Origin of the sequence: Dongia sp. (assembly GCF_041918875.1) — a bacterium.
Taxonomy (GTDB): domain Bacteria; phylum Pseudomonadota; class Alphaproteobacteria; order Dongiales; family Dongiaceae; genus Dongia.
The window spans coordinates 58,758-79,637 of the sequence record NZ_JAYRUV010000003.1 but is presented as its reverse complement, the minus strand read 5'-3'; the positions used below and the strand labels follow the sequence as shown (position 1 = coordinate 79,637).

Annotated in this window: 15 protein-coding genes; 3 read left to right on the top strand and 12 right to left on the bottom strand. The window is 58.8% G+C overall.

The window, feature by feature from the left end; all coding sequences use genetic code 11:
* From ACE3TY_RS04030 to ACE3TY_RS04015, 4 genes are all read right to left on the bottom strand, one after another.
* A complete protein-coding gene (locus ACE3TY_RS04030) occupies positions 1 to 1,083 on the bottom strand; it encodes an ExeA family protein (protein ID WP_374651111.1) in 1,083 nt (360 codons plus the stop codon).
* Positions 1,084 to 1,139: 56 nt separating this feature from the next.
* Positions 1,140 to 1,925, bottom strand: coding sequence for a CpsD/CapB family tyrosine-protein kinase (locus ACE3TY_RS04025; RefSeq protein ID WP_374651109.1), 786 nt, complete (start codon positions 1,923 to 1,925; stop codon positions 1,140 to 1,142).
* Between the two features lie 241 nt (positions 1,926 to 2,166).
* The gene (locus ACE3TY_RS04020; protein WP_374651107.1) at positions 2,167 to 3,138 is read right to left on the bottom strand and encodes an NAD-dependent epimerase/dehydratase family protein; all 972 of its coding nucleotides are present in this window, start codon (positions 3,136 to 3,138) and stop codon (positions 2,167 to 2,169) included.
* A gap of 107 nt (positions 3,139 to 3,245) precedes the next feature.
* Positions 3,246 to 3,788, bottom strand: a complete 543-nt coding sequence (locus ACE3TY_RS04015; RefSeq protein WP_374651105.1) for a hypothetical protein — start codon at positions 3,786 to 3,788, stop codon at positions 3,246 to 3,248.
* A gap of 196 nt (positions 3,789 to 3,984) precedes the next feature.
* On the opposite strand from ACE3TY_RS04015, the gene ACE3TY_RS04010 reads away from it, so the two are divergent.
* Entirely contained in the window at positions 3,985 to 6,528 is a 2,544-nt protein-coding gene (locus ACE3TY_RS04010) for a tetratricopeptide repeat protein (protein ID WP_374651103.1), read from the top strand.
* A gap of 4 nt (positions 6,529 to 6,532) precedes the next feature.
* On the opposite strand, the gene ACE3TY_RS04005 is transcribed toward ACE3TY_RS04010, so the two are convergent.
* Positions 6,533 to 7,942, bottom strand: a complete 1,410-nt coding sequence (locus ACE3TY_RS04005) for an O-antigen ligase family protein (protein ID WP_374651101.1) — start codon at positions 7,940 to 7,942, stop codon at positions 6,533 to 6,535.
* Between the two features lie 193 nt (positions 7,943 to 8,135).
* Here ACE3TY_RS04005 and ACE3TY_RS04000 point away from each other — a divergent pair, with 193 nt between their 5' ends.
* Positions 8,136 to 9,515, top strand: a complete 1,380-nt coding sequence (locus tag ACE3TY_RS04000) for a right-handed parallel beta-helix repeat-containing protein (RefSeq protein ID WP_374651099.1) — start codon at positions 8,136 to 8,138, stop codon at positions 9,513 to 9,515.
* Here ACE3TY_RS04000 and ACE3TY_RS03995 read toward each other — a convergent pair.
* The 4 genes from ACE3TY_RS03995 to ACE3TY_RS03980 are packed head-to-tail and all read right to left on the bottom strand — an operon-like array spanning position 9,512 to position 14,810.
* Positions 9,512 to 10,198: a serine O-acetyltransferase gene (locus ACE3TY_RS03995; RefSeq protein WP_374651097.1), complete on the bottom strand. Its 687-nt coding sequence runs from the start codon at positions 10,196 to 10,198 to the stop codon at positions 9,512 to 9,514. The genes ACE3TY_RS04000 and ACE3TY_RS03995 overlap by 4 nt on opposite strands.
* A 34-nt stretch (positions 10,199 to 10,232) precedes the next feature.
* Complete coding sequence (locus tag ACE3TY_RS03990) at positions 10,233 to 11,948, bottom strand: GumC family protein (RefSeq protein WP_374651095.1); 1,716 nt, start codon at positions 11,946 to 11,948, stop codon at positions 10,233 to 10,235.
* Between the two features lie 54 nt (positions 11,949 to 12,002).
* On the bottom strand, positions 12,003 to 13,628 hold the full coding sequence (xrtD, locus tag ACE3TY_RS03985; RefSeq protein WP_374651093.1) for a VPLPA-CTERM-specific exosortase XrtD: 1,626 nt from the start codon (positions 13,626 to 13,628) through the stop codon (positions 12,003 to 12,005).
* Positions 13,629 to 13,658: 30 nt separating this feature from the next.
* Positions 13,659 to 14,810 carry a glycosyltransferase family 4 protein gene (locus ACE3TY_RS03980; protein ID WP_374651091.1) on the bottom strand — a complete coding sequence of 384 codons (1,152 nt, stop codon included), beginning with the start codon at positions 14,808 to 14,810 and terminating at the stop codon, positions 13,659 to 13,661.
* 560 nt (positions 14,811 to 15,370) lie between these two features.
* Between ACE3TY_RS03980 and ACE3TY_RS03975 the strand changes: the two genes are divergently transcribed.
* Positions 15,371 to 17,167 carry a vWA domain-containing protein gene (locus ACE3TY_RS03975; RefSeq protein ID WP_374651089.1) on the top strand — a complete coding sequence of 599 codons (1,797 nt, stop codon included), beginning with the start codon at positions 15,371 to 15,373 and terminating at the stop codon, positions 17,165 to 17,167.
* Between the two features lie 31 nt (positions 17,168 to 17,198).
* On the opposite strand, the gene ACE3TY_RS03970 is transcribed toward ACE3TY_RS03975, so the two are convergent.
* The 3 genes from ACE3TY_RS03970 to ACE3TY_RS03960 form a co-directional block, all read right to left on the bottom strand.
* Entirely contained in the window at positions 17,199 to 18,131 is a 933-nt protein-coding gene (locus ACE3TY_RS03970) for a glycosyltransferase family 2 protein (protein ID WP_374651088.1), read from the bottom strand.
* Positions 18,124 to 19,011 carry a glycosyltransferase family 2 protein gene (locus ACE3TY_RS03965; protein WP_374651086.1) on the bottom strand — a complete coding sequence of 296 codons (888 nt, stop codon included), beginning with the start codon at positions 19,009 to 19,011 and terminating at the stop codon, positions 18,124 to 18,126. The genes ACE3TY_RS03970 and ACE3TY_RS03965 overlap by 8 nt, the downstream gene beginning before the upstream one ends.
* An 87-nt stretch (positions 19,012 to 19,098) precedes the next feature.
* Entirely contained in the window at positions 19,099 to 20,193 is a 1,095-nt protein-coding gene (locus tag ACE3TY_RS03960; protein WP_374651084.1) for a glycosyltransferase family 4 protein, read from the bottom strand.
* Between the last annotated feature and the right edge of the window lie 687 nt (positions 20,194 to 20,880).

Below are 20,880 nucleotides of genomic sequence, written 5' to 3'. Positions count from 1 at the left end.
TTACGTCGTCGCCCTCAGAAAAGTCCGGCGGAACCAGGAGGGCCGTTGCGGACGCTGCATCGACAAGGACCCGAACTCACCCTCGAAATCCCCGCCGAAATCATTGGCTGAAAATGCCGCTCGGCGCGGCATACGGCTTGGCATGGGTTCCGGTTGCTCCGTTTCCGCTGCCGGTGGCGGCAATGTGGCGCGCGCTTCTCCGGCAGCGCGAATCAAGCCCGTGATCTCCTTGATCACGGTCGGATCCTCAGGTCCGCCAAGACCCGCAAACACGGCAACGCCGTTTGCCATTCGATCGCCTACAACGCGGAACACGTGATCGAGATCAACTTCCTGCTTCTGGTCAGCATAGGCGTAGACCATTGCCATATCGCAGATAGAGTTGATGAGGCGCGGCACCCCACCCGCGAAATACTGGATGCCACCCACAGCCATATCGTTGAAGACGGGCGCGGTCGTTCCGGCAATCCGCAGCCGGTGCACGATGTAATGAAGCGTCTCAGCGCAAGAGAGGGGTGTCAGATGATAGGATACGCTTATCCGCTGCGCAAATTGGCAGAGTTCCGGACGGCGCAACTTCTCCAGCAACTGAGGCTGGCCTACAAGAATGATCTGCAGAAGCAGGTCCTTGTCGGCGTTGATATTGGAAAGCAGGCGCAGTTCTTCCAGCGCCTCAATAGTGAGATTCTGCGCCTCATCGACGATCAGAACGGAGCGCCTGCCGGCACCATATTCCTCGATGAGCAGGAGCATCAGTTCCTGGTGGATTTCGGCGCCCGACTTGCCGCTGGGATTGCCTCCGAAAGCAAGCAAGGCCCAGGCGGCAATATCGCTCAATGCATTGTGGGTGTTCGTAATGAGGCCAAGGCGGATATCCCGGTCCATGCGGCGCAGCAAAGCACGGATCAGCGTCGTCTTGCCCGAACCTATCTCGCCCGTGATCGCACAGAAACCAGCCTGGCCCGCCAAGCTATACTCCAGCATGCTAAGAGCCAATGAATGCTTGCTGCTCAGGAACAGGAAATCGGGATCCGGCAGCAACGAGAACGGCTTCTCTGTTAGACCGAAAAAGTCTTCATACATGGCAGATCATCTCGGCACCGGTTTGGCCGCTTGCTAGGCGTTTTTCGTCCCCGCGCTCAATGTGCATTCAGCAATGTCCCCACGATCGGCTTGCTGCCGAGCAGATAGGCAGATTTTTCAATCTCATTCTTGGTCGTCTTGCCGGCGCGGGCGACCAGCAGAACGGCGTCGACATTGGGCAGAAATCCCAGCGTATCGCCGGACGGAATCAAGGGCGGCATATCGTAAATAATGATGCGGTCCTGGTATCTGTTGCGAAGCTCTCGGGCGAGGGCCGCCATGCGCGGAGAACTCAGCACTTCAGCAGCTTCGCCGTTGGCTGCGCGGGCCGGCAATACGACCAGACGGGGCACACCAGGGCATACCAGACACTCCCTCAATTCCACAGTACCATGCAGATAGTCGTCAATCCCGGCCTGCGGCTTTATGTGGAATTTCCGGTGCAGATCTGGTTCGCGCAGATTGAGGTCGACCAGCAGTACCGTCTGGTTGACGTCGAGAGCGACCGCGAGCGCAAGATTGGCGGCCGTCGTGGTGACGCCGGCGCCACTTTCCGGACTGGTAACAGCTAAGACGCTCATATTGTTGGCGCGCATGCGTTGCAGCACTTGCGTCCGCAGCAGACCGTAGGTGTCGGAAACCGGATGACCCAGTGCATCGGCGATGAGCCGCTCCTCATTCATGCGGCGCAGATCCTGCGGCGCCATCGTCGTTTCCGTATAAGCGGGCGCCACGCCATTGGTTGAGCCACGGCCTCCCGGGGCGTTGGCCGGTCGCAATTGCTTCAGGTTGCCCGCGCGCGCCTCCCGCGCCCGCGCCATGGCCTTTTCAATCTGTTCCATCAAGGACTCCCTGGATGCCGACGCCGCGTGACTAAGTTCGATTGCTGCAAGTGCGAGAGCGAACTATAGCCGCGTCCATAACACCTGATAAGAGCGCATGCACCCGCCAAGCCGAGACAAATCTGAATCGGGACGCAGACTACCGCCTCCGATCGACAATTCCTCTGCAAGCCCACAGCATCGTGCGAGCACGATGCATGCCCGTGCATTTCTCGCTGTGATATTGCCGAAATAAACGCACTCAGGCTGTCGCGTAGTCCCTGTACCACCCAACGAATCGCGCGACACCCTCGACGAGCGGAATCTTTGGTGCGTAACCAAGGTCGGCGCGGCTTTCGGAAATATCAGCCCATGTCGCCGGAACATCGCCCGGCGATGGCGGTCGGTACTCGATCTCCGCCCGCCGGCCGCATGCCTTCTCGATGACTTCAATGAGACGCGAGAGTGCCTCCGGCTGATCGTTGCCGAGGTTATAGATCCTGTGCGGGACGACACCTTGCGGGGGCCGTGCCAACGCCGCCACGATGCCCCCGACGATATCGTCGATATAGGTAAAATCGCGACTCTGGCGACCATCGCCATTCACTTCGATCGGCCGGCCAGCAAGAATCGCCGAGGTGAATTTAAAATAGGCCATATCCGGTCGACCGGCGGGTCCGTAGACAGTGAAAAAACGCAGACCCGTCAGCGGAATCCGATAGAGGCTGGCATAGGCCGCACTCATCAGCTCGTCTGATCGCTTGGTCGCCGCGTAGAGCGACACCGGCTGATCGACCGGATCGTCAAGCGCGAAGGGAATCTTCCGGGATGCACCATAGACCGAACTGGAGCTGGCATAGACCATATGCTGCAGCCGGGGCAGCGAGCGCGCCAATTCAAGCATATGCAGGTGGCCGGCAAGATTCGCGCTGAGATAGTCTAGAGGCTGCTCGATGGAATGGCGGACGCCCGCCTGAGCCGCGAGATGCACAATCGCCGTCACCTCACAGCAATGCGGTGCCAGGGCGCTGAGAAATTGCGGCTGCTGCGCGACATCGGCTTTGACGAAGGCGAAACCGGGCTTTCGCAGTTTCCGCAACCTCGCTTCCTTAAGAGCAATATCATAATAGGCATTGAGATTGTCGAGGCCGACGACCTGTTCTCCACCGTCGAGAAGTGCTTGCGCGACATGCGAACCAATAAAGCCGGCAGCGCCAGTTACCAAGACAGCCATTCACCAGACCTCAGCGTCTAGATTAATCCGCACGATCAAAGCAAAACCCCCAGAAAAATCTGGGGGTCGGGACGTGTCACTCAGGGCAGCCGATAGTGATAATCGGCTCAGGAGCCAGCCGCGACCGCTTTACGCTTGCGGTAGGCGGCGACACCCATGCCACCCAGCGCTGTTCCAAAAAGCAGCAGTGCCGGCGGAATCGGTGTCTCGGTCACATTGACCTTGAATGCATAGTTGTAGGCATTGCCCGTCGGCGCGCTGTCGCCAGTAATCCGGAAGAAGTAGTCGCCCGCGGCCAAATCCGCATAGCTGAAGCTGATACCGGTTCCTGTCGGATCCGTATAGTTCCCGAGTGAGGTCGCCGTATCCGCCGTGCTGAACAGATCGAGATTGAAATTCAGGCTATCGACAACCTGTCCGAATATGCTGCCGAGATCGGTGATCTGGCCGATCAGCGATGTGCTGATGCCCGCGAGCGAAAAATAGATTGTGTCGCTGAAGGTTTGAATCCCACTGCCGAAGTTGGCCACAAAACCGGACGACGTCCCATCGGCGCTCAACGTTCCCAGGTCGAAGTTGGAAGCGGACGCCGGTGCGACAAGCCCGAGAGACAAGCCGGCGGCGAATAGCAGCGCTATTATCTTGTTCATTTTTCCCTGCCCTATTTTGCGATTGTTGCCGGTGTTTTCCGGCGGGCCACAATCCTTCCAAGAATTGCAGCCCAAACTAACATCGGCCGTTTGACACTTGCTGTGGCGACTCTGAGCAAATCCTGTGACATCGACTTTCGACCATGCGGCGCGTCGCCTTGACTCACCTCCACACCACCTGCATGGTGAATTCAAATTGAGCACGAATGCTTATTTCTTGGGCGCTACTCAGCATATGCCGGATAATTCTCCGACTTTGCCGCGAGCCATCGCCGCCGCAAAACCACACTCCGCCTGGAATCAAATGAATCGCGTCCGTCCTCTTCTCCGCTCGTTGGCACTTGCCACAGTTTTTCTGATTATTACTGCTTGCGACTCTCCCCAGGAACGTGAAGCCAAGCATCTGCAGAACGGCAAAGAACTCTATGCCAGCGGCGACCTTGTCAAGGCATTGCTCGAATTTCGGAACGCCCTGCAGATCAACCCTACCGGGGTTGACGCACGGTATCTTGTCGGCCTCATATTGGAACGCCAAGGCAATTTCCCTGCAGCCATTTCCGCGTTCCAGGAGGTCTCCATGCAGGCTCCTAACCACCAGGGCGCACAGGAAAAGCTTGGCCGATACGCCTTGCTTGGCGCCAATCCGGAGAGGGCCCTGCTCCATGCCGACAAGTTGATCGCCATCGCCCCCTCCAGCCCAACTGGGCATACAATGCGCGGTGCAGCGCTTCTGATGGAAGGAAAGCTGAACGACGCAGAGATTGAGACGAAAGCCGCACTGGCCCTCAAGCCGAACGACCCGGATGCATTGGTCGTGCTGGCCAGCCAAAGGGCGCGGCAGCAAAAATTCGACGAAGCCGTTTCGTTGATAGATGGTGGGCTCAAGGCCGACACGCGCAACAGCGAGCTATGGAGCTTCAAGCTCAAACTGCTGCGCGACCAGGGCAAGACGACAGAGGCCAATAATGTCCTGCGCGAACTGATGGTCCTTGAGCCGGACAATCCTCAACATGTGCTGAGCCTCGCCAAGTCGCTCCAAGCAGACCATCGCACAAGCGAAGCTCACGATGTGTTCCGGCGGGCAATTGCAGCCAGCGCCGCCCCGGGCGCATTGCTTGGCGCCTATGCTGACTTTCTCGATAAGACGCAGGGCCCCGACGTGGCGGTGCGCACGATCAAGCCCTTGATTGCCGCCATCCCCAAAACCGACAATTATGGTCTATTGCTGGCACGGCTGCACGTCAGGGCCGGGCATCTCGACGACGCCCAGGCCATTCTGGAAAACCTGATCGACCGATTGCCCACATTGTCAGATAAACTCGATGCGCGGGTTGAACTGGCGCATATTGCGGACCTTCGCGGCAAGAGAGACGATGCACTCTCTCAGTTAAACGCGATCCTCAAGGAGGATTCCGGAAATCACAATGCTCTGCTTATGAGAGCGAGCTTGCATTTCGTGCAAGGTCGCTACGACGATACGATAGCCGATGCCAGATCCGCCCTAAGCACCGATCCGGCCTCACATACCGCGCTTACCGTTCTTGCCCATACCTATCTGGCAACCGATGAGCGCGAACTCGCTATCGCGACGTTCCGAACCTTGGCTACCGTCGCTCCCGAAGACGTCGATGCAAGACTGAAACTCTCCGGGCTTCTCGCCGTGCGGTCGCCCGGTGAGGCCGTTCAACATCTCGATGCCGCCATAGCCCTTCAGCCCGATATACCCGACCTGCAAGTCAGCAAAGCACAAATCCTTATCTATTCTCGACAGGAGGATAAAGGTGAAATGATCGGCAGGGCGCTGCTGGAGGATCCGGCGACGGCGCCGGCCGGCCACCAAATCCTTGGCGAAGCTGCATTGGTGCGAAAAGATTACAAGACGGCCATCTCGGAGCTCACGACCGCGCTTGATCTCGGACGGGATTTTGCGATCGTCGGCCCGAAATTGACGCAGGCTCACACATTGGCGCAAGCCAATGCCGGGACGGATGAGGACGCTAGCGGCGGTGGCAATAGTGTCGATAGCGAAAAGATTCTCACGGATCGTATCGAGCGCAACCCCCGCGATGCGGATGCCCTTATCCTCCTGGCAGATCTGCGTCAGCGCAATGGCGACCTGGCGATGGCGGAAGATTTTCTGCGTCGGGCCATTCAAGCGGCGCCGCAAATGCGCGCCGCCTATCTTCATCTATCGTTGATACTCAAGCAACGCGGCGACAAATCCGGGACGGTCGCTCTGCTGGAGGGCGCTGCCCGCGTCTTTCCCGATGACAGTTTGGTAGCGGAAAGCGTCGCCATCGCTTACGAAATCGCTGGCGACTATGCCAAAGCCAAAGACGCATATGATTCCATCCTGGTAAGATGGCCGGGAAGCATCGTGGCGGCGAACAATCTGGCTCAACTCATCGCCGATTTGTGGCCGAGCGACAAAGCGCTACTCGACCGGGCCAGGGCGCTCACGGAGCGGTTCCGCAACACCAATAACGCAACGCTTCTCGATACACTGGGCTGGGTGCAATTGCGTCTAGACAATATCGACGATGCGACCGTTCAGCTCAGCAAGGCCATTGCGTTGGCTCCCAACGACCAGCAGATGCTTTACCACTATGCTATGGCGCTCTCGCGCAAAGACCTCAAAGACAAAGCGCGCCTCGTCCTTGCCGGCGCCCTGGTCGGACAGCCGGATTTCCGGGGCGTCGAAGAAGCCAGGAAATTGTCCGTCGGTCTGAAGCAGGAGTAGCGCCTTAAGGCTTCAGCATATTGGGTCGGGGCTTCGGCGCGACTTCTGTCACCAGTCCACCGGCAAAGGGCGCGTTGACAGCACCAGTCGGCATCTTCATCGGTTTACGCTCGTCCGCTGTGCGACGCAGCATGTATATTGTGTAGCCGCATAAGACGCCGTAAAGGATATCACCTTCCAGCATCCAGTGCGGCATCGTGGCCATGTTCAGCAACAGAAAGCTGAGATGGCCGGCAATCAGCTTGCCGCGAACGCCGGCTGGCGCCCAAAGAGAAGCGTAGAGCATCGTCGCCCAAAGAACGACAAACGCGGTTACGCCGAGCAAGCCATACTCATAAAGGGCAGAAATGAGCGTGTTGTGAGCATAGACCGTCATCACGCCGATCCACGAATCCGGCCCATAGCCCAATAGATGGTTGCGCAGGCTCCCGTCGATATACGCCTCGATATAGGCGCTCCAGATGAAGGGCCTGGCCGACAGGAGTTGCTTTTCGGCCATCGTATACTCGGATTGCGGCTTGATCAGCTTGTCGATCGACTCGAAGGTGGTGACAATATCCTGGAACCTTTCGCGGAACATCCAGGCGGCGGAGAGAACGCCGAGGACACTCAGTCCCAGCAATGCCACGGCGATGATGCTGCGCTGGCGCGGCGAGAACCGGCTGACAATGTCGAGATTGAACTGCGTCACGATCAGGGGCGCAAAAGCCAGAATAGCTGTCCGGTAATTGGCCAGGACGATGGCTGCCATGAACACGAACAGCAAGAGAGATCGGCGCCACAAAGCGATACCCGTGGCGAAGCAGGCGATCAACAGGCCGGTGGCCAGGATGATGGAGAAGGCGGCCTCATGATTGTAGCCGCCGATATAGCTCACGGAACCGTCGCCCTCGCTGGCCTTGACGACATGAAAGGCAATCGACAGTGCCTGGAAGCCAATAGGCGCCGCAAAAGCCCAGAGCAGCAGGTTGGTCATCCGTTTTTCGCCCAGCGCCAGCAACCCCTCATAGACGCCGATCGTCATGATGACGAGATAGCCAAACTTGACGCCAACATCGATGATCTTCGGGATCGTATGATTGGCAAGGCCGCTGAGGATAACAATCGCGATGAGAAAATAGCAGGGTATGAGCTGCTTCAACAGAAGATGGCGGCTGCGGATAAGGAGCAGGCCAAGCAGAAAAACGGCGGATGACCCCAGCGCATTCCACGACAGACCGATGGGCGACGGGCTGTAGGTGAATGTATGATGTGCGGCTGCCAGATAGCGGAAAGCAAGCGCAAAGCAGGTAAAGGCCGCGATCGCGCTCGGCACGCGCCACAGCCGCAAGGCTAGGCTCAGAACGATCAGCAATGTCGCCGGATAGAGCAGCCAGGGCGGCAACGTCGCACCGAACACTACTCCTTCGGTCATGCTGGTACGGTCCCGTACATCGAATATCCGGCCATGGTTCTTGTCACGGCTTTGCCCCAGCCATTGCGTTGACAGGGATGTCTACCCACCTCAGGTTCACCTGCGTGTCGTCAATGAAAGGATTGGAATGTCTCAGATGAACTTCCCGACCCTGACCGGCTTCGTGCGTCCGAGCCGGCGACAGCTTGGCCAGATGCTGCTGGCGGCCGGCCTTCTCAAGATCTCGGCCCGTCATGCGGCGGCCAGCGTTGCCAGTGGCTTTTCGCCCGACAGCCAGGTGCAGATCGACGCCGCAAAGTCCTTTCGATACGTCACCCGCAAGGGGGCCGGCAGCCACGACGGTCAAGACTGGCGAAACGCTATGCCGGTCAATTGGGTTTCGAAAGCCCAAGCCGCAGCGGCACCTGGCGCCGCCTTTCTCATCGGCAGTGAGCCCGTCGATCCGCATCCGATAGAACTCGGACGCAAGAAACCGCAGATCTTCCTGCGGACGTCCGGCACGAAAGAAACGCCGATCATCGTTCTGGCTGGCGACATCGCCGGTAACGACAGCCTTATGTTGCCGGCGCCTGACGATGCTGCTCCCCGCTTCCGTAACGTGGATCCATGGTCGGTCGAGACCTTCGGCAAAAGCAAGGGCGCGCCATTCTTTCTCGGCATCGAACGAGATGCATCCCACATTTTCCTGGCTGGCTTTCGCATGGCCGGCACGTCGGGTGACGGTTTCTTCAAATTCCGCCACGGCAAGGCAAAGTCGGCTAGTTTCGATGGCATCACTTTCGCTGACATTGCCGGCACCGATATCGGTCGAGTTATTGAAACAGACCAAGGCGCCAAGCTCAGCAACATCGTCATCCGCGATTGTCGAGCTTTCGGTATAGTCCGCGGCTTCGCGCGCTTCCACCATCTTGCGCAATCGGTTCTGCGCGATCTCGACCTCGACGCCAACGGACTTGATGGTGGCGCCAAGAATGTGTGCCAACTGATTGCGGTCGACAAAGGAACCGACATCCTTTTCGAAAACATCACGCTCAGGAATGCGGTCAGCACGAAGACACTGGCCGGCGGCGGTGAAGGATACACTCAAGGTGACGGTATCGTCTGCGAGTCCGGTACCAGAAACGTCACGATCCGCAATTGTCACGCCAGCAACATGGGCGACGCGGCCTTCGACCTGAAGACATCCGGCGTTAAGATCGAAAAAAGCTCGTCCGAGCATTGCAAGTTCGGCGCTCGCATATGGTCGAAGGCCGAGAACCTGATCCGCGACTGCACATTCCGCCAACCCGTCACAAGGGCCGGCACGGAAGGGTGCTGCATCCAGGTATCGGGGCTGTGCGACATCGTCAACACGACTTTGCAAGTCGGTGATGGAACTTTTGCACTCGGTTTCAACAAGCTTAAACGCGGCGATACCCCGGTGATTCGCATGCATGGCGGCGCTATCGAACTCAGTGCCGATGGTGGCCTTGCACGCGGCAACGCCACCGGCATTCTGGAACTCCATGATGTCGCCGTGAATGGCGAGACGCGGTCGGGAAGCCATCATCTCGAGAACAATATCTTGCGCTAAAGGGGTGCGACGCGGTTGACATAGTCGGCTGATCCCTGAAGCGAGAGAATCTTTGCCGGTATGCCGCCGACAACGCCGTTTTCGGGCACATCCTTGGTCACGACGGCGTTTGCTCCCACGACGGCACCGTCTCCCAGCCGTACCCGGCCAATAATCTTGGCGCCAGAAGCGAGGAACACGCGGTCGCCGACGATAGGCGAGCCCATATACTTGCCGCGATTGGCCTGGCCCAGCATGATGCCGTGCGTAAAATTGACATTGCTGCCGATCACCGCGTCGCCGTTCACGTAAATGCCGCCAAAGCGATTGATGAACAAGCCCGGCCCGATGACCGTGTATTCGGGAATGACGATGCCGTATTTATAGCGGCAACGCAGCAGGATCCATTTCGACAACGGATAGAGCAATAGAAGCCTGGCCCAGGGCTTCACGCGGAAGTAGCCACAGCTGCGCATCCACACCGTGTACTTATATCCCGGCGTGAAGAGAAAGTGCCGGAGGAACGATCTGATATCCGACCGTCCGGCATAACGGAACAGATCGGCTTTCAGCCATCGTTTCAGCTCCGCGAAACTCCTAGCGCATCCCGCCGTATGCGGCTTGGCCAGATCATCGATCGATTTCGGCCCTACCTCCGTGACTTTTCCCTCTTCCATCAGCTGGATTTCCGGTGTTGCAGTCATGCCGTTGCTCATCAGGAACCAACCTTTCCAGCCGTCATAGAGGCGGCTGATATCTGATATAGAGGAACGATGAGATACCGAGGAGGCAGAGCAATGTCAGGCTCGCCATGCCGGCAAATCTCCAGCGCCGCGCGCTCACTTCGGCCCTTGTCTTGATATAGGGAACCGAGGCCAATGGCATTTCACCAAAGATGGCCAGCAGTGAGCGCCCGTCATATATGCGGGCGTCCAGCATATCGAGAGCCAGCATGAGGCCTGTTCCCAGCATGACTGAGACCAACAAGCCGGCGGCATAGAGCAGCTTGCGGTTCGGCGAGATCGGCATGTCCGGATATTGCGGCGGCTCGATCACCGAAAAGGTTTCGCCTTTGCTCTGCTGCTCCATGGTCTGCGCGACCTGCGCGTCGGCCTCCTTGTCTTTGAAGCTCTGGAAACGGTTGAGGGCCGCCTGGTGCTGCTCGCGGAGCGCATTGTATTCGCTCTCGATTGCCGGCGTCTGCAGAATGCGCGCCTGCAACTCCTCGACATTACCCTCAAGAGTCGCGATACGGGCCTGGATGCCGCCAAGCTGTGCCGAGGCATCGGAAAGCTGGCTTTGCAGCTGGATGTAGATCGGGTTGTCCGGCGGACCCTGCGGAGCAGTCAGCTTGAATGACGGCACAGCGGCGGCATTTTTATCGAGGTCTTCCAGCTGCCGGCGTAGTTTCTGTACCTCCGGATGCTTCTCGCCATAGCGCTGCAAGGCCTCGCCCAACTGGCTTTGCAGGGTGCTGTATTTCGCCCGATCGAGTGCGGCATTATCCACCTGACCCAACTGACCCTTTAGTGATTTGATCTGGCGCTGCAGACGGACGACATCCGGGTGCTTGTCGCCATATTTTGCCGACATATCGCTATATTGCAGCTCCAAGGCCAGCAGCTGCGCTTGCGGTGTTGCCGGGCGGCCGTCGGAAGTCATCGGCGTGTAAGGACTGACCGTCGCCAGCTGATTCTGCAGGAAAGTCTTCTTGTCGGTGAGAATTTGCAGGTCGCTGCGGCTCTGCAGCAACTGCGCCTGCGCCTGATTGAGCAGCTGGGTGTTGAATGCGAACTGCTCAGGCAAGCTGCCATTGTATTTCGATTTCAGTTCCAGCAGGCGCTTTTCTATGTTCTGCACGTCGGCCGCCAGCTTGTCGGCCTGTTCAGTCAGAAAGACGGTTGTGCCGGCCGCCTTCTCCTGCCGTGTCTTGTCATTCTCGGCAAGATAGATATCCGTCAGGCGATTGGTCACCTGCTGGGCGATACTCGGGTCTTCATGATCGAAGGAGAGATTGAAGGCGATCGTGGCCTGATTCTGTGACCTGTTGCGATTCTGCTGACCGGAGAATTCAGCGCTGACCACTTCAAGCGTCACCTTTGAGCGCATGATGTTGACGATCGCCGAACGTGGAATCTTCTGCTGCAGCTCGGGATAGAGCCCGAACCGGTCGATGATCTCATTGAGGTGCTGACTGGTCATTACCCGCTGCTGAATCACCTGCAGTCGCTCGTTAGCGAAGGTAGAGACCGTCGACTTGACCAAATCGGCCGGAACATCCGGCTCCTCGATCAGGATCGTCGCCGTCGAGCGATAGGTCGCCGGCAGGTTCATGACGATCGCAATCGTCGCGGCGAGGCCAAGCGCAACCGCGGCGATGCCATACCATTTGCGACGGCGCAAAGCGCCCATCACATCGATATTGATGAGCCGATCATCCGCTTCCATGGTCATTCCACATCTTCCATCTTTTTCTTCGGCATCCCGATATGTCGAACAGCAACGCGATTAGGGCAGGAACTGGGGTATAATTGGCAGAGTTTCCGCCACAAACCCCGCAAGCTGCGCATCGGCAGCGGCAACATCGCCGCCTTCGATCGGAGCGATAAAGCGCACCAGAGCGCCGTCACGGCGATTCTGCAGGATAGAATTGGCGAGCAGGCGCGCCTTGGCACGATACTCGTTGGTCTCCACGGCGCCGCCTTCGACGAACCAGTAGTAGACGATCTGACGCATGTTGCCTTGGGCGATGATGAGGCGGTTCGCCTGAATGACTGAGGTTCCCGCACCGTCGATATACGGAAGATCGACCTGGTCTTGGGATTCGATCTGCCAGCCACCGCCCGGGATGCAGACCAGGGGGGAATGAGCGGCATTGCCGCTATATTGCGACTGATAGTAGGCAGCCCACACATTGACAAGCGCGGTTTCGCCCTGCAGGAAATTGAGGCTGAGGTGATCCGTGGCGTTGAGGGCCGCCAGCGATTTTCCGTCGACGGGCGCATCGACGGCATGCCAGGCGCCAATTTCGCGCGGGAAATGCATGAAAGCCGAGCGCGCCGGAAGATACGGTACTCGGGCGCCGATCCAGACGACGGCGCACAAAGCCGCCAGAATGAGGCCGCCCGCGATGGCGCTTGACAGCCAGTCCCAGCGTAAGAAGGCGGCCTTCTGCGTTTCCACGCTTGCCATTTCCGCGCTTGTTCGTGCCGCCGGCAGATCGAGATCGAGGCGACGCAGAAGCGATCTTTCACTTCCGCCGCTGTAGCAGAGCAACTTCATTTCCGCGAAGAGCAGCGCGAGGCAGGCGCAATAGACGATCCAACCTTCGAAATCGTGGAAGAAGCCTTCCGCGGCTGCGACGCCGAAGCGGTCGACTAATAGACCCGTGACGCCAATGCGCAGAATGTTCATCGCGATGGTAATCGGAATGCTGGACAGGAAGATGAGTGCACGCTGAAGTGGGTTGCCGACAAAGAGATAGGCACATAGGAAGGAGAAGGTCGCGAGCGGGAAGAGATAGCGCAGGCCGCTGCAGGCTTCGGCAACCTGAAGCTGGATGGCGCCGAGATCGACGATATTGCCTTCACGCAGCACCGGAATGTCGGCAGCCCGGATGAGTGCCACCGCGCCCACGGACGAGACGAGTTGCAGTGCGCCCGTCAAAATGACCTGGATACCGTTGGCCAGTGGAAGTCCGAACAGCAGGAAGACCAAAGCGGGCCAGGCATCGCGGGCCCGTCCTTCCCCCTGCCAGGCAATGAAAATGCCTATGAGGCAGAGAAACAGGCCGACCTGACCCGGAAAGCGGGTCTGGCTCAACGCCTCGACAATGCCCAGGGCCAGACCAACAGCGACCAGCCCGGCGCCCAACCAGCCGCCGCGACGCGGCGCACGGCTGCGCGCAAGATCGCGCCACAACATCAATGCAACGACCAAGGGCACGAGTACGCCGTAATTGTATTCGGGCGAATGCAGCCAGACATCGATCGTCGCCACGAGCGGGTCGTGGAACGCCGCCAAGGCAAGGGCGCTGTTGGCAAGAACCAGCAGCCGGATCGGAACTTCCTGGCGCGACAGCGCAAGCAGGTCGCTGCGCGCGGAATCCTTGCCAGCGAGGGATGGCGCCAGCATGGCTATTGTCCGCCGCAACAGACGGCGCGATCAGGCTGCAGCAAGGTGCGCATAAACTCTTTCCGTCGCCTGGGTTATGGTGGTCCAATTGAAGCGCCGTCCGATCTCCTGCGCATCGACCGCAAAATCGCGATAATCCTGTGTCAGTTTTTCGGCGAGCGCCGCAACGTCGCCTGCGGGGAAATAATTCTGCGGCCCCAGGCCGATATCGAGATTGGCTTGAATGTCGCTCAGCACAGTCGGAACGGCGAGGTTGGCAGCTTCCAGCGCGGCAATCGGCAAGCCCTCATGCGTGGAAGGCAGGACGAACAAGGCAGCCCGCCGGTACAGGCTGCGCAATGCCGCATGGTTCTGGAAGCCACAAAACACAATGTCGCCACCCGCCTCCGCCAGCAATCCGCGCGAATAGGCATCGTCGTGATCAGCCCGGCCCACGATGGCCAGCTTGCAATCGGGTCCGGCACGGCGGAAGGCTTCGATCAGGATGTGAAAGGCCTTCTCCGGAACCAGCCGACCGACCGCCAGGATATATTTCCCCGGTACAAGTCCAAGAGCCGCGAGCGTCGCCAACTCGTCTTTCACCGCGGCTTCCACCGGCAATTCGGTCGCCCCGTTTGGGATATGCTCGATACGGTTTTCAAGATTGCGATTCTGCCGGCGCAATTGTTCCGTGACGGATTTTGAGACGACAATGACCCGGTGCGCTGCTCTGACGGCACATTGTTCGCCGAGCCGTAACACTGCCTTGGCAACGCCGTTCCATTTGGCGCGTGCGAAATCCTGACCGTGATGCGTGACCACCAGCTTCATCCCAAGTGCACGCGCCAACGGCCCCAGGAGCGCCGGGCCGATACCGTGGATATGCAGCACATCCGCTTTCAGGACGAAGCGCGCATAAAGCACGCCGATAGCCGTGTTGCTGATGGCTTCGAAATATTTGCTGCGCAACGCCGGCAATGGCACGACACGCAACCCGTGGAAGTCGTAAACAGAGTGCCCGACATAGGGCCGTCGGCCAATAATCGTGATGTCGTAGGATCCGCTGAGTTGCTTGAGGCGCGGGAAGATTTGCTCGCAGTGCGATTCGATCCCCCCCATGACACCGGGCATGCCACGCAGGCCGAGCACGCATATCCTTGTTCTCACCTTGTTCTCTGCTTTCGCCTTCTCGGGTGGCGTCATCTGCCCCTCCTCATCATGATGCGCCGCAGCAAAACTGTTTGTTTCTGACCTCGGCCAGCGCCTTATTTCGGCGCTGCAATGCTAGCCATTTCGCGCCAGAAGAGCCAGCAAGGTCTTATTCTAAACACGTTAACCTTTGTGATATTCCGGTACACAAGCCGATGTCACTAGTGCGGCCGATGGGCCAAACAAATGGCACTGCATGTCCCGCGAGCGCGAGAATGGTTCGATTCGACAACTCAATGAGGCGTAACTCATTATAAAAACGTTTAATTTCTATTTCCGTCAAATGCTGACACAAATGTGTTGGGCGCTCCTACTAACGACCCGCGCGAGCAGGTGCGCCGCAACAATTCTGTGATAAGTTTATTAGGTCGGCGTAACAAGCTGGAAAAAACGGAGATTATTATCGTTTTTCAGTAACACCATGTTGACGGAACAAAGGCGCACGCGCTTAGCTTGTCTCCACAGAATTTTCCGCAGTGCAGCGACAATCGTCAGTAACTTCTCGCGGATCAACCCTCCGCGTCCAGTGCACGCAAAATAAAATGGAGCAAGCCATGAACGTTGAGACGAATCTCGGTTCCGGCACGGTCACCAGCGGCGTTCTAGACGAGGCCGATATCGTCGGCGCAGCGCTTACCCAGTCAACGGGACCGGTCGTGGAAATCCAGGTGCCGACCGGCGAGAATGTCGTGCGTGTGCTCGTCACGGCCAACGAGACGGTGCAATTGCCCTTCCCTGCTGACGATCTCGCGGCGCGCCTTAATGCCGAGAATGGCAACCTCTCGATCAAGTCCGGCGACCTTACAATCATCCTGCAGGGCTATGCAGATGCCAGCGCTGCCGGGCCGGTTGAAATCATTGGGTCGGATGGCGAACCGGTCGACGTCGCCGCCACCATTGCCACCACCGATCCTAACATCGACATTCAGACGGCTGCCGGGCCTGCCGCCGGCGACGCCGGCAATTCACCGGAAAATAACGGTGGCGTCTTTTCCCCGTTCGAGCCCGACGCCGGTATCGGCGGCCTGACTGCCGTCGGCGGATTGGAGGCTACTGCGCTCAACTACACAGTCATCCAACGCAATGTAACGTTCTACGACCCGCAGGACGACCTCACGCCGCTGGCCGCGGAAGACGGTGAAGATACCTCTCCGATCAATTACAACGACGCCAACAGCGGCACCGAAAACAGCTATCGCGACACCAACGTCATGATCGTGCTCGATATTTCTGGCTCGATGAACGAGGATGCCGACGTAGCAACGGGCGGCGTGCAGTCACGCATCAGCATCGCCAAGGCGGCGCTCAGCAACCTGCTGCACACCTATGAAACGCTGGGCGACGTCCGCGCCACCGTCGTCGTGTTCAACAAGACGGCCTCGATCCTGTTCAACTGGGGCAGCGTTTCCGAGGCGATCGCGGCAATCGAAGCAATCATCATCGATCCGAAAGCCCTCACGAACTATGACGCGGCCCTCGAAGCAGCCGAGACTGCATGGGAAAATCCGGGGAAACTCACCGGTGATGTCGACAACGTCATCTACTTCCTGTCGGACGGAAAGCCCACCTGGGGCGGCGGATGGGGCAATCATCTCAGCGACACCGATATAGCCACTTGGGACGCGTTTCTCGAGGATCCGGCCAACGGCATCAATCACGTCTACGCCGTAGGCATTGGGAATGACATTGTCCCACCCGAGCATGATCTGACCGATGTCGCGAATCCGGATGGCGATAATCTGCCGGCCGGCGATGTCCTATATGTGACCGATCCACTAGATCTCGGACCGGCGCTGGTCGGCACGGTCGAGGGCGATCCCATCTCCGGCAATGTGCTCAGCGGCGCCGATACCTCCGGCATTGGCGACAACGGATTGCCGGGCGATGCCGACACAGCCGGCGATGGCGCGACGCATATCTATACCTTCAGCTATGACAGTGCCGATGACGGTTTCGATGTCAGCTTCAGTTGGGACGGCAGCGCCGCCAGCGTGACACAGGATAATGTCGGCGGCAGCAATGTCTCCATTTCCGGCCGCGAAGTTTCGTTCGATACGGAGAGCGGTCGTATGACGTTCGACTTCGATACCGGCGATTACACCTTCACGCCGGGTGGTATTTCCGAAGATACCGACGTGACATTCCATTATGGGACGCGCGACGCAGACGGGGATGTCGATTTGCCCGGCGGCGCCGACGGCGACGCTGCACCCGGCGGCGCCGACCTCGTCATCACCATCACCAACATCGAGCCGGAGATCGAGATTGCCAGTGTAGAATCGGTCGACAGTCTTGCCGCGCCCGCATCCGTACCGGGCGATGAGGAAGCGGCTCTGCTGGCTGCGAACTGAGAACGCGCCGATGATGGCGCTGGCAGATAGGTCAGCGCCGTCCGGCTGGCGCCAATGCCAACCGAACTTTGTGATAGGTGACCCGAAGTCCGTAATGGCAGGCACGCGCCAGAAGGCGCGGCGCCGCAGAAAATGCCAGCGCCTCGCGCAAATGACCGAAGGTCGCGCGTGCATCGTAGAAAGTCATCGCATTGAGTTTCGCCAGAAGCATCTCATGTTCGGCCCTGAGCGCCTTTATCTTACTGCGATTCTCGCCCAGCATGCGATAGACCGTATCGAAGACGATGCGATGACCGGCCATGACTTTGCCGGCATTGCTCGAAATCTGGCCTGATCCGTCATAGTAATAGTGCAGCAGCGGCTCCGGCAGCATTCGAAGGGTGCCGACGGTCGACAGGCGCAGCCACAATTCCCAATCCTGGCAGCTCGGCATATCCTTGCGAAAGCCGCCGACCGCATGAAAGGCGTCTGCCAAGACGAGGCAAGACGATGTCGGTCCGATGACGTTGTGGCGCATAAGTGCATCCTGCGCGATCGTGCCCTGTCCGATGATCCTGTTACGCACGCGACCGCCTCGATGGTAGGCGACGCCACTGAAAACGGCTGCGACCCCTGGTTCGGCGGATATGACAGCCAACTGCCTTTCAAGTTTGTTCGGCGCCCAGGCATCGTCGGAATCGAGAAAGGCCAGATAGCGGCCGCGGCCCGCACGCGCGCCGATATTGCGCGCTTCCGGCGCCCCGACCGAGGCCAGGTTCTTGATGACCGACACAGGCACATCGCTCCTGCCCTCAAATCCGCAGGCAATGTCGATTGTCCGGTCGGTAGATCCATCGTCGATAACGACAATCTCACTGGGCTTGGCGGTTTGGGCCAGCACACTCTCGATGGCACGGGCCAGGACGCGTTCGCGGTTCCTCGCCGGGATGATGACCGAGACGCCGTTCGGCAATATGTCAGACACGTGCATCGCCTCGCATTGTCTTATAGGCGAGCCACCAGATTGTCGGCAGAGCTCCGGCACTTCGCATACAGTCCCAGATGATGTTGGCCTTGTCGTCCTTGTATTTGAGATTGGAGAGCTTGATACCCGCTACGCGTCGCCGGAATATTGTCTCGCCGAGAAGCGCACGGTGTTTTTTCAGTGATTTGATGAAAAGCTCCTCCTTGCCGGTCGCGACCTTTTTCAAACTCTTCGTAATGCTGTCGCTGTTGCCTGTCCGCCGCAGGAATAGCGGCTGTGGTACATAGGCCAGCGGTTGGATTTGCGAATAGCGGATATAGAGATCCCAGTCTTCGCCCCAACTCAACGCCTCGTCGAACGGCTCGGCCAGCAGCCGCGATCTGCGGCACATGAAGCCAGTCGTGCCGGCGAACTTGTTGCCGTAAAGCAGCATGCTGGTGTCGATCCGCGTCACCGGGCGGACCACCATGCGCCCCGTTTCCAGAACGGAAAAACCCGTCACCGAGGCGTCAAGGTCCTCCATCGCAGCCAGCTGCACTTCCAGCTTGCCGGGAAGCCAGATATCGTCATCGTCCAGGAAGGCGACATATTCACCGCTTGCCAGCTTGACGCCGACATTGCGCGCCGCGCTCGGGCCGGAGCGGACTTCGTTGCGGTGGTAGGTCAGTCGGCCGGCATAGGCTGCCAGAGCGCCTCGTAAATCGACAGGCGAGCAATCATCGATGACGATGATTTCGATATTCGCATGCGTCTGCCTGAACGCGCTTTCCACGGCCTCTTTCAAGGGACCTGGTCGATTATAGGCTGAGATGACGACGCTGATTTTGGTGCCTTGCGGGCTGTCTGTCGCGGGCTTCGCTGGCAGTTCGGTGGCAGGCAAGGGAACCTCACATCGTCATTTGGTACACTCGATTGATCGTCAGAATGCCGGGGCGGCAGGTTCGTGCCCGTAACAAAGCTGTACTGATCAGAGATAAATTCGCTCCAATCGACTGTGCATTGTGGTGAGGTCGAAGGCAGCGGCGGAACGTTTGGCCGCTCCCCGCATCTCAGTCAGATGCGTTCGGTCGCCGAGGGCCTTTTCCAGCAACTGCTTCAGAGCGGCGGCATCCCCCGGCGGAAACAACCAACCATTCGTACCGGGCTCAATCATCTCGGGCAGGCCGCCGACATTGGCTGCGATCACTGGCGTACCGGCGGCAAGCCCTTCGAGCGCCGCGACGCCTTGTGGCTCGGATAGAGAAGGAACGACCTGTATCGCGGAACTCGCCAGCAGTGCACGCAGCCTCGGTCGGTCCACCCAGCCAAGAAATGAGCAGGAAGCGAGGCCCGCTCCGGCCGCCCGCTTTTCCAGCATCCCGCGCTGCGGACCGTCGCCGACGATCGCGACCTTGATCTCTGGATCGAGATCCTCGAGTGCCGACAGCAGCGACGCGACACCCTTCTCCACCGATAGCCGGCCCGCATAGATCACGTCATAACGCGGTGCATAAGATGCGTCGAATTCGGCAAGGTTCAGGAGATTGGGAACAACGGACACGGCGTCTCTATCGGCACCCTCCGCAACAGCCAGCTGCGCCATGTATTTTGAAACGCAGACAATATGGGTGGCGCGTGCGAGACCGGCACGATTGGCCTGGCGATAGAGCCAGGCGCGGACCGCACCGTAGGGATTGGCGCCGCTCTCGATCCGGTCCCGGATCAGGGCATGAACCATATAAACGGTCGGGCGGCCCCGCGCATTCCAGAAGGCCGGCCAGCAAAGCGTCGAATCGTGAAAGACGATGACATCCGCCTTGCCGGTCGCCAGGTACCGCCGCAGCAGGAAATGAATGACGAGCATGGCGCCGAGTTCGCGCAGCAGACCCGGCAGGCGGCGGTGCCAGGAACGCCGCGGCGTAACAATCTTGACGCCGGTCGGCACGGGACCGGCTACACGGTCCGTCACGAAGGCGACATTGTGACCCGCCGCTAACGCGACCTCGGCATCGAGCTGCGCCCGCCGCGGCACCGAACCTCTGCCGCCGAGCGAATAGACGAGGTGCAAGACGGATTTTGCCATGGCTCCGCTCCCGCTATGCCGAAGCTCAGGCCGCCGGCAGCAACTCGAACCCGTTGGACGGTCGACCTCGTCGGCAATTCCTTAGTGCAGGCGAATTGTGCAGGCGCGAAGAGATGGCGCGCAACCCTCATTCTTATGACACGTGCATTTCCGGGTATATTTTCAACCGGACTTAATGCAATTGAGTGGCAACTCGGCGATTTCTTCTGTGCTAGCGCCGAGCTTGCGCGCCTCCCCACTATAGACATGGCCGGGCGGCGCACTGTCATGCCCAAAAGGATCAGTGCCCGCGCGCGACTGTGGGTGCGGTGCGTGTGCGGGGATGGGGAGTTATTGTTTTGGATTTGATATTGGTTGCGGGAGGGCGCAACCATCAGAACTTGCGGACGCAAAAAAGCCGCCCGGTTGGGGCGGCTGATGTGCGCGATTTGGTATCGCAATTTGAGATGGTTGCGGGGGCCTGCAATCATCTCAAATTGCTACTTGGGTCAGCCGCTTAGCTATCCGATTGGTAAAATTTTTTTAGGTGACAAAAATCCTGGCCGGTGCCGCGCAGGCTCAACCCATATCCACCGACTGCGACTGCGGTGGCTCAACGGAACCGTTTCTCATTAGCGCAGGTCTTTTCTCTCTGATCACTCACGTGATGTAGCGGCCAAGCCAGCAGACCCAAAGGTCTCAATATTC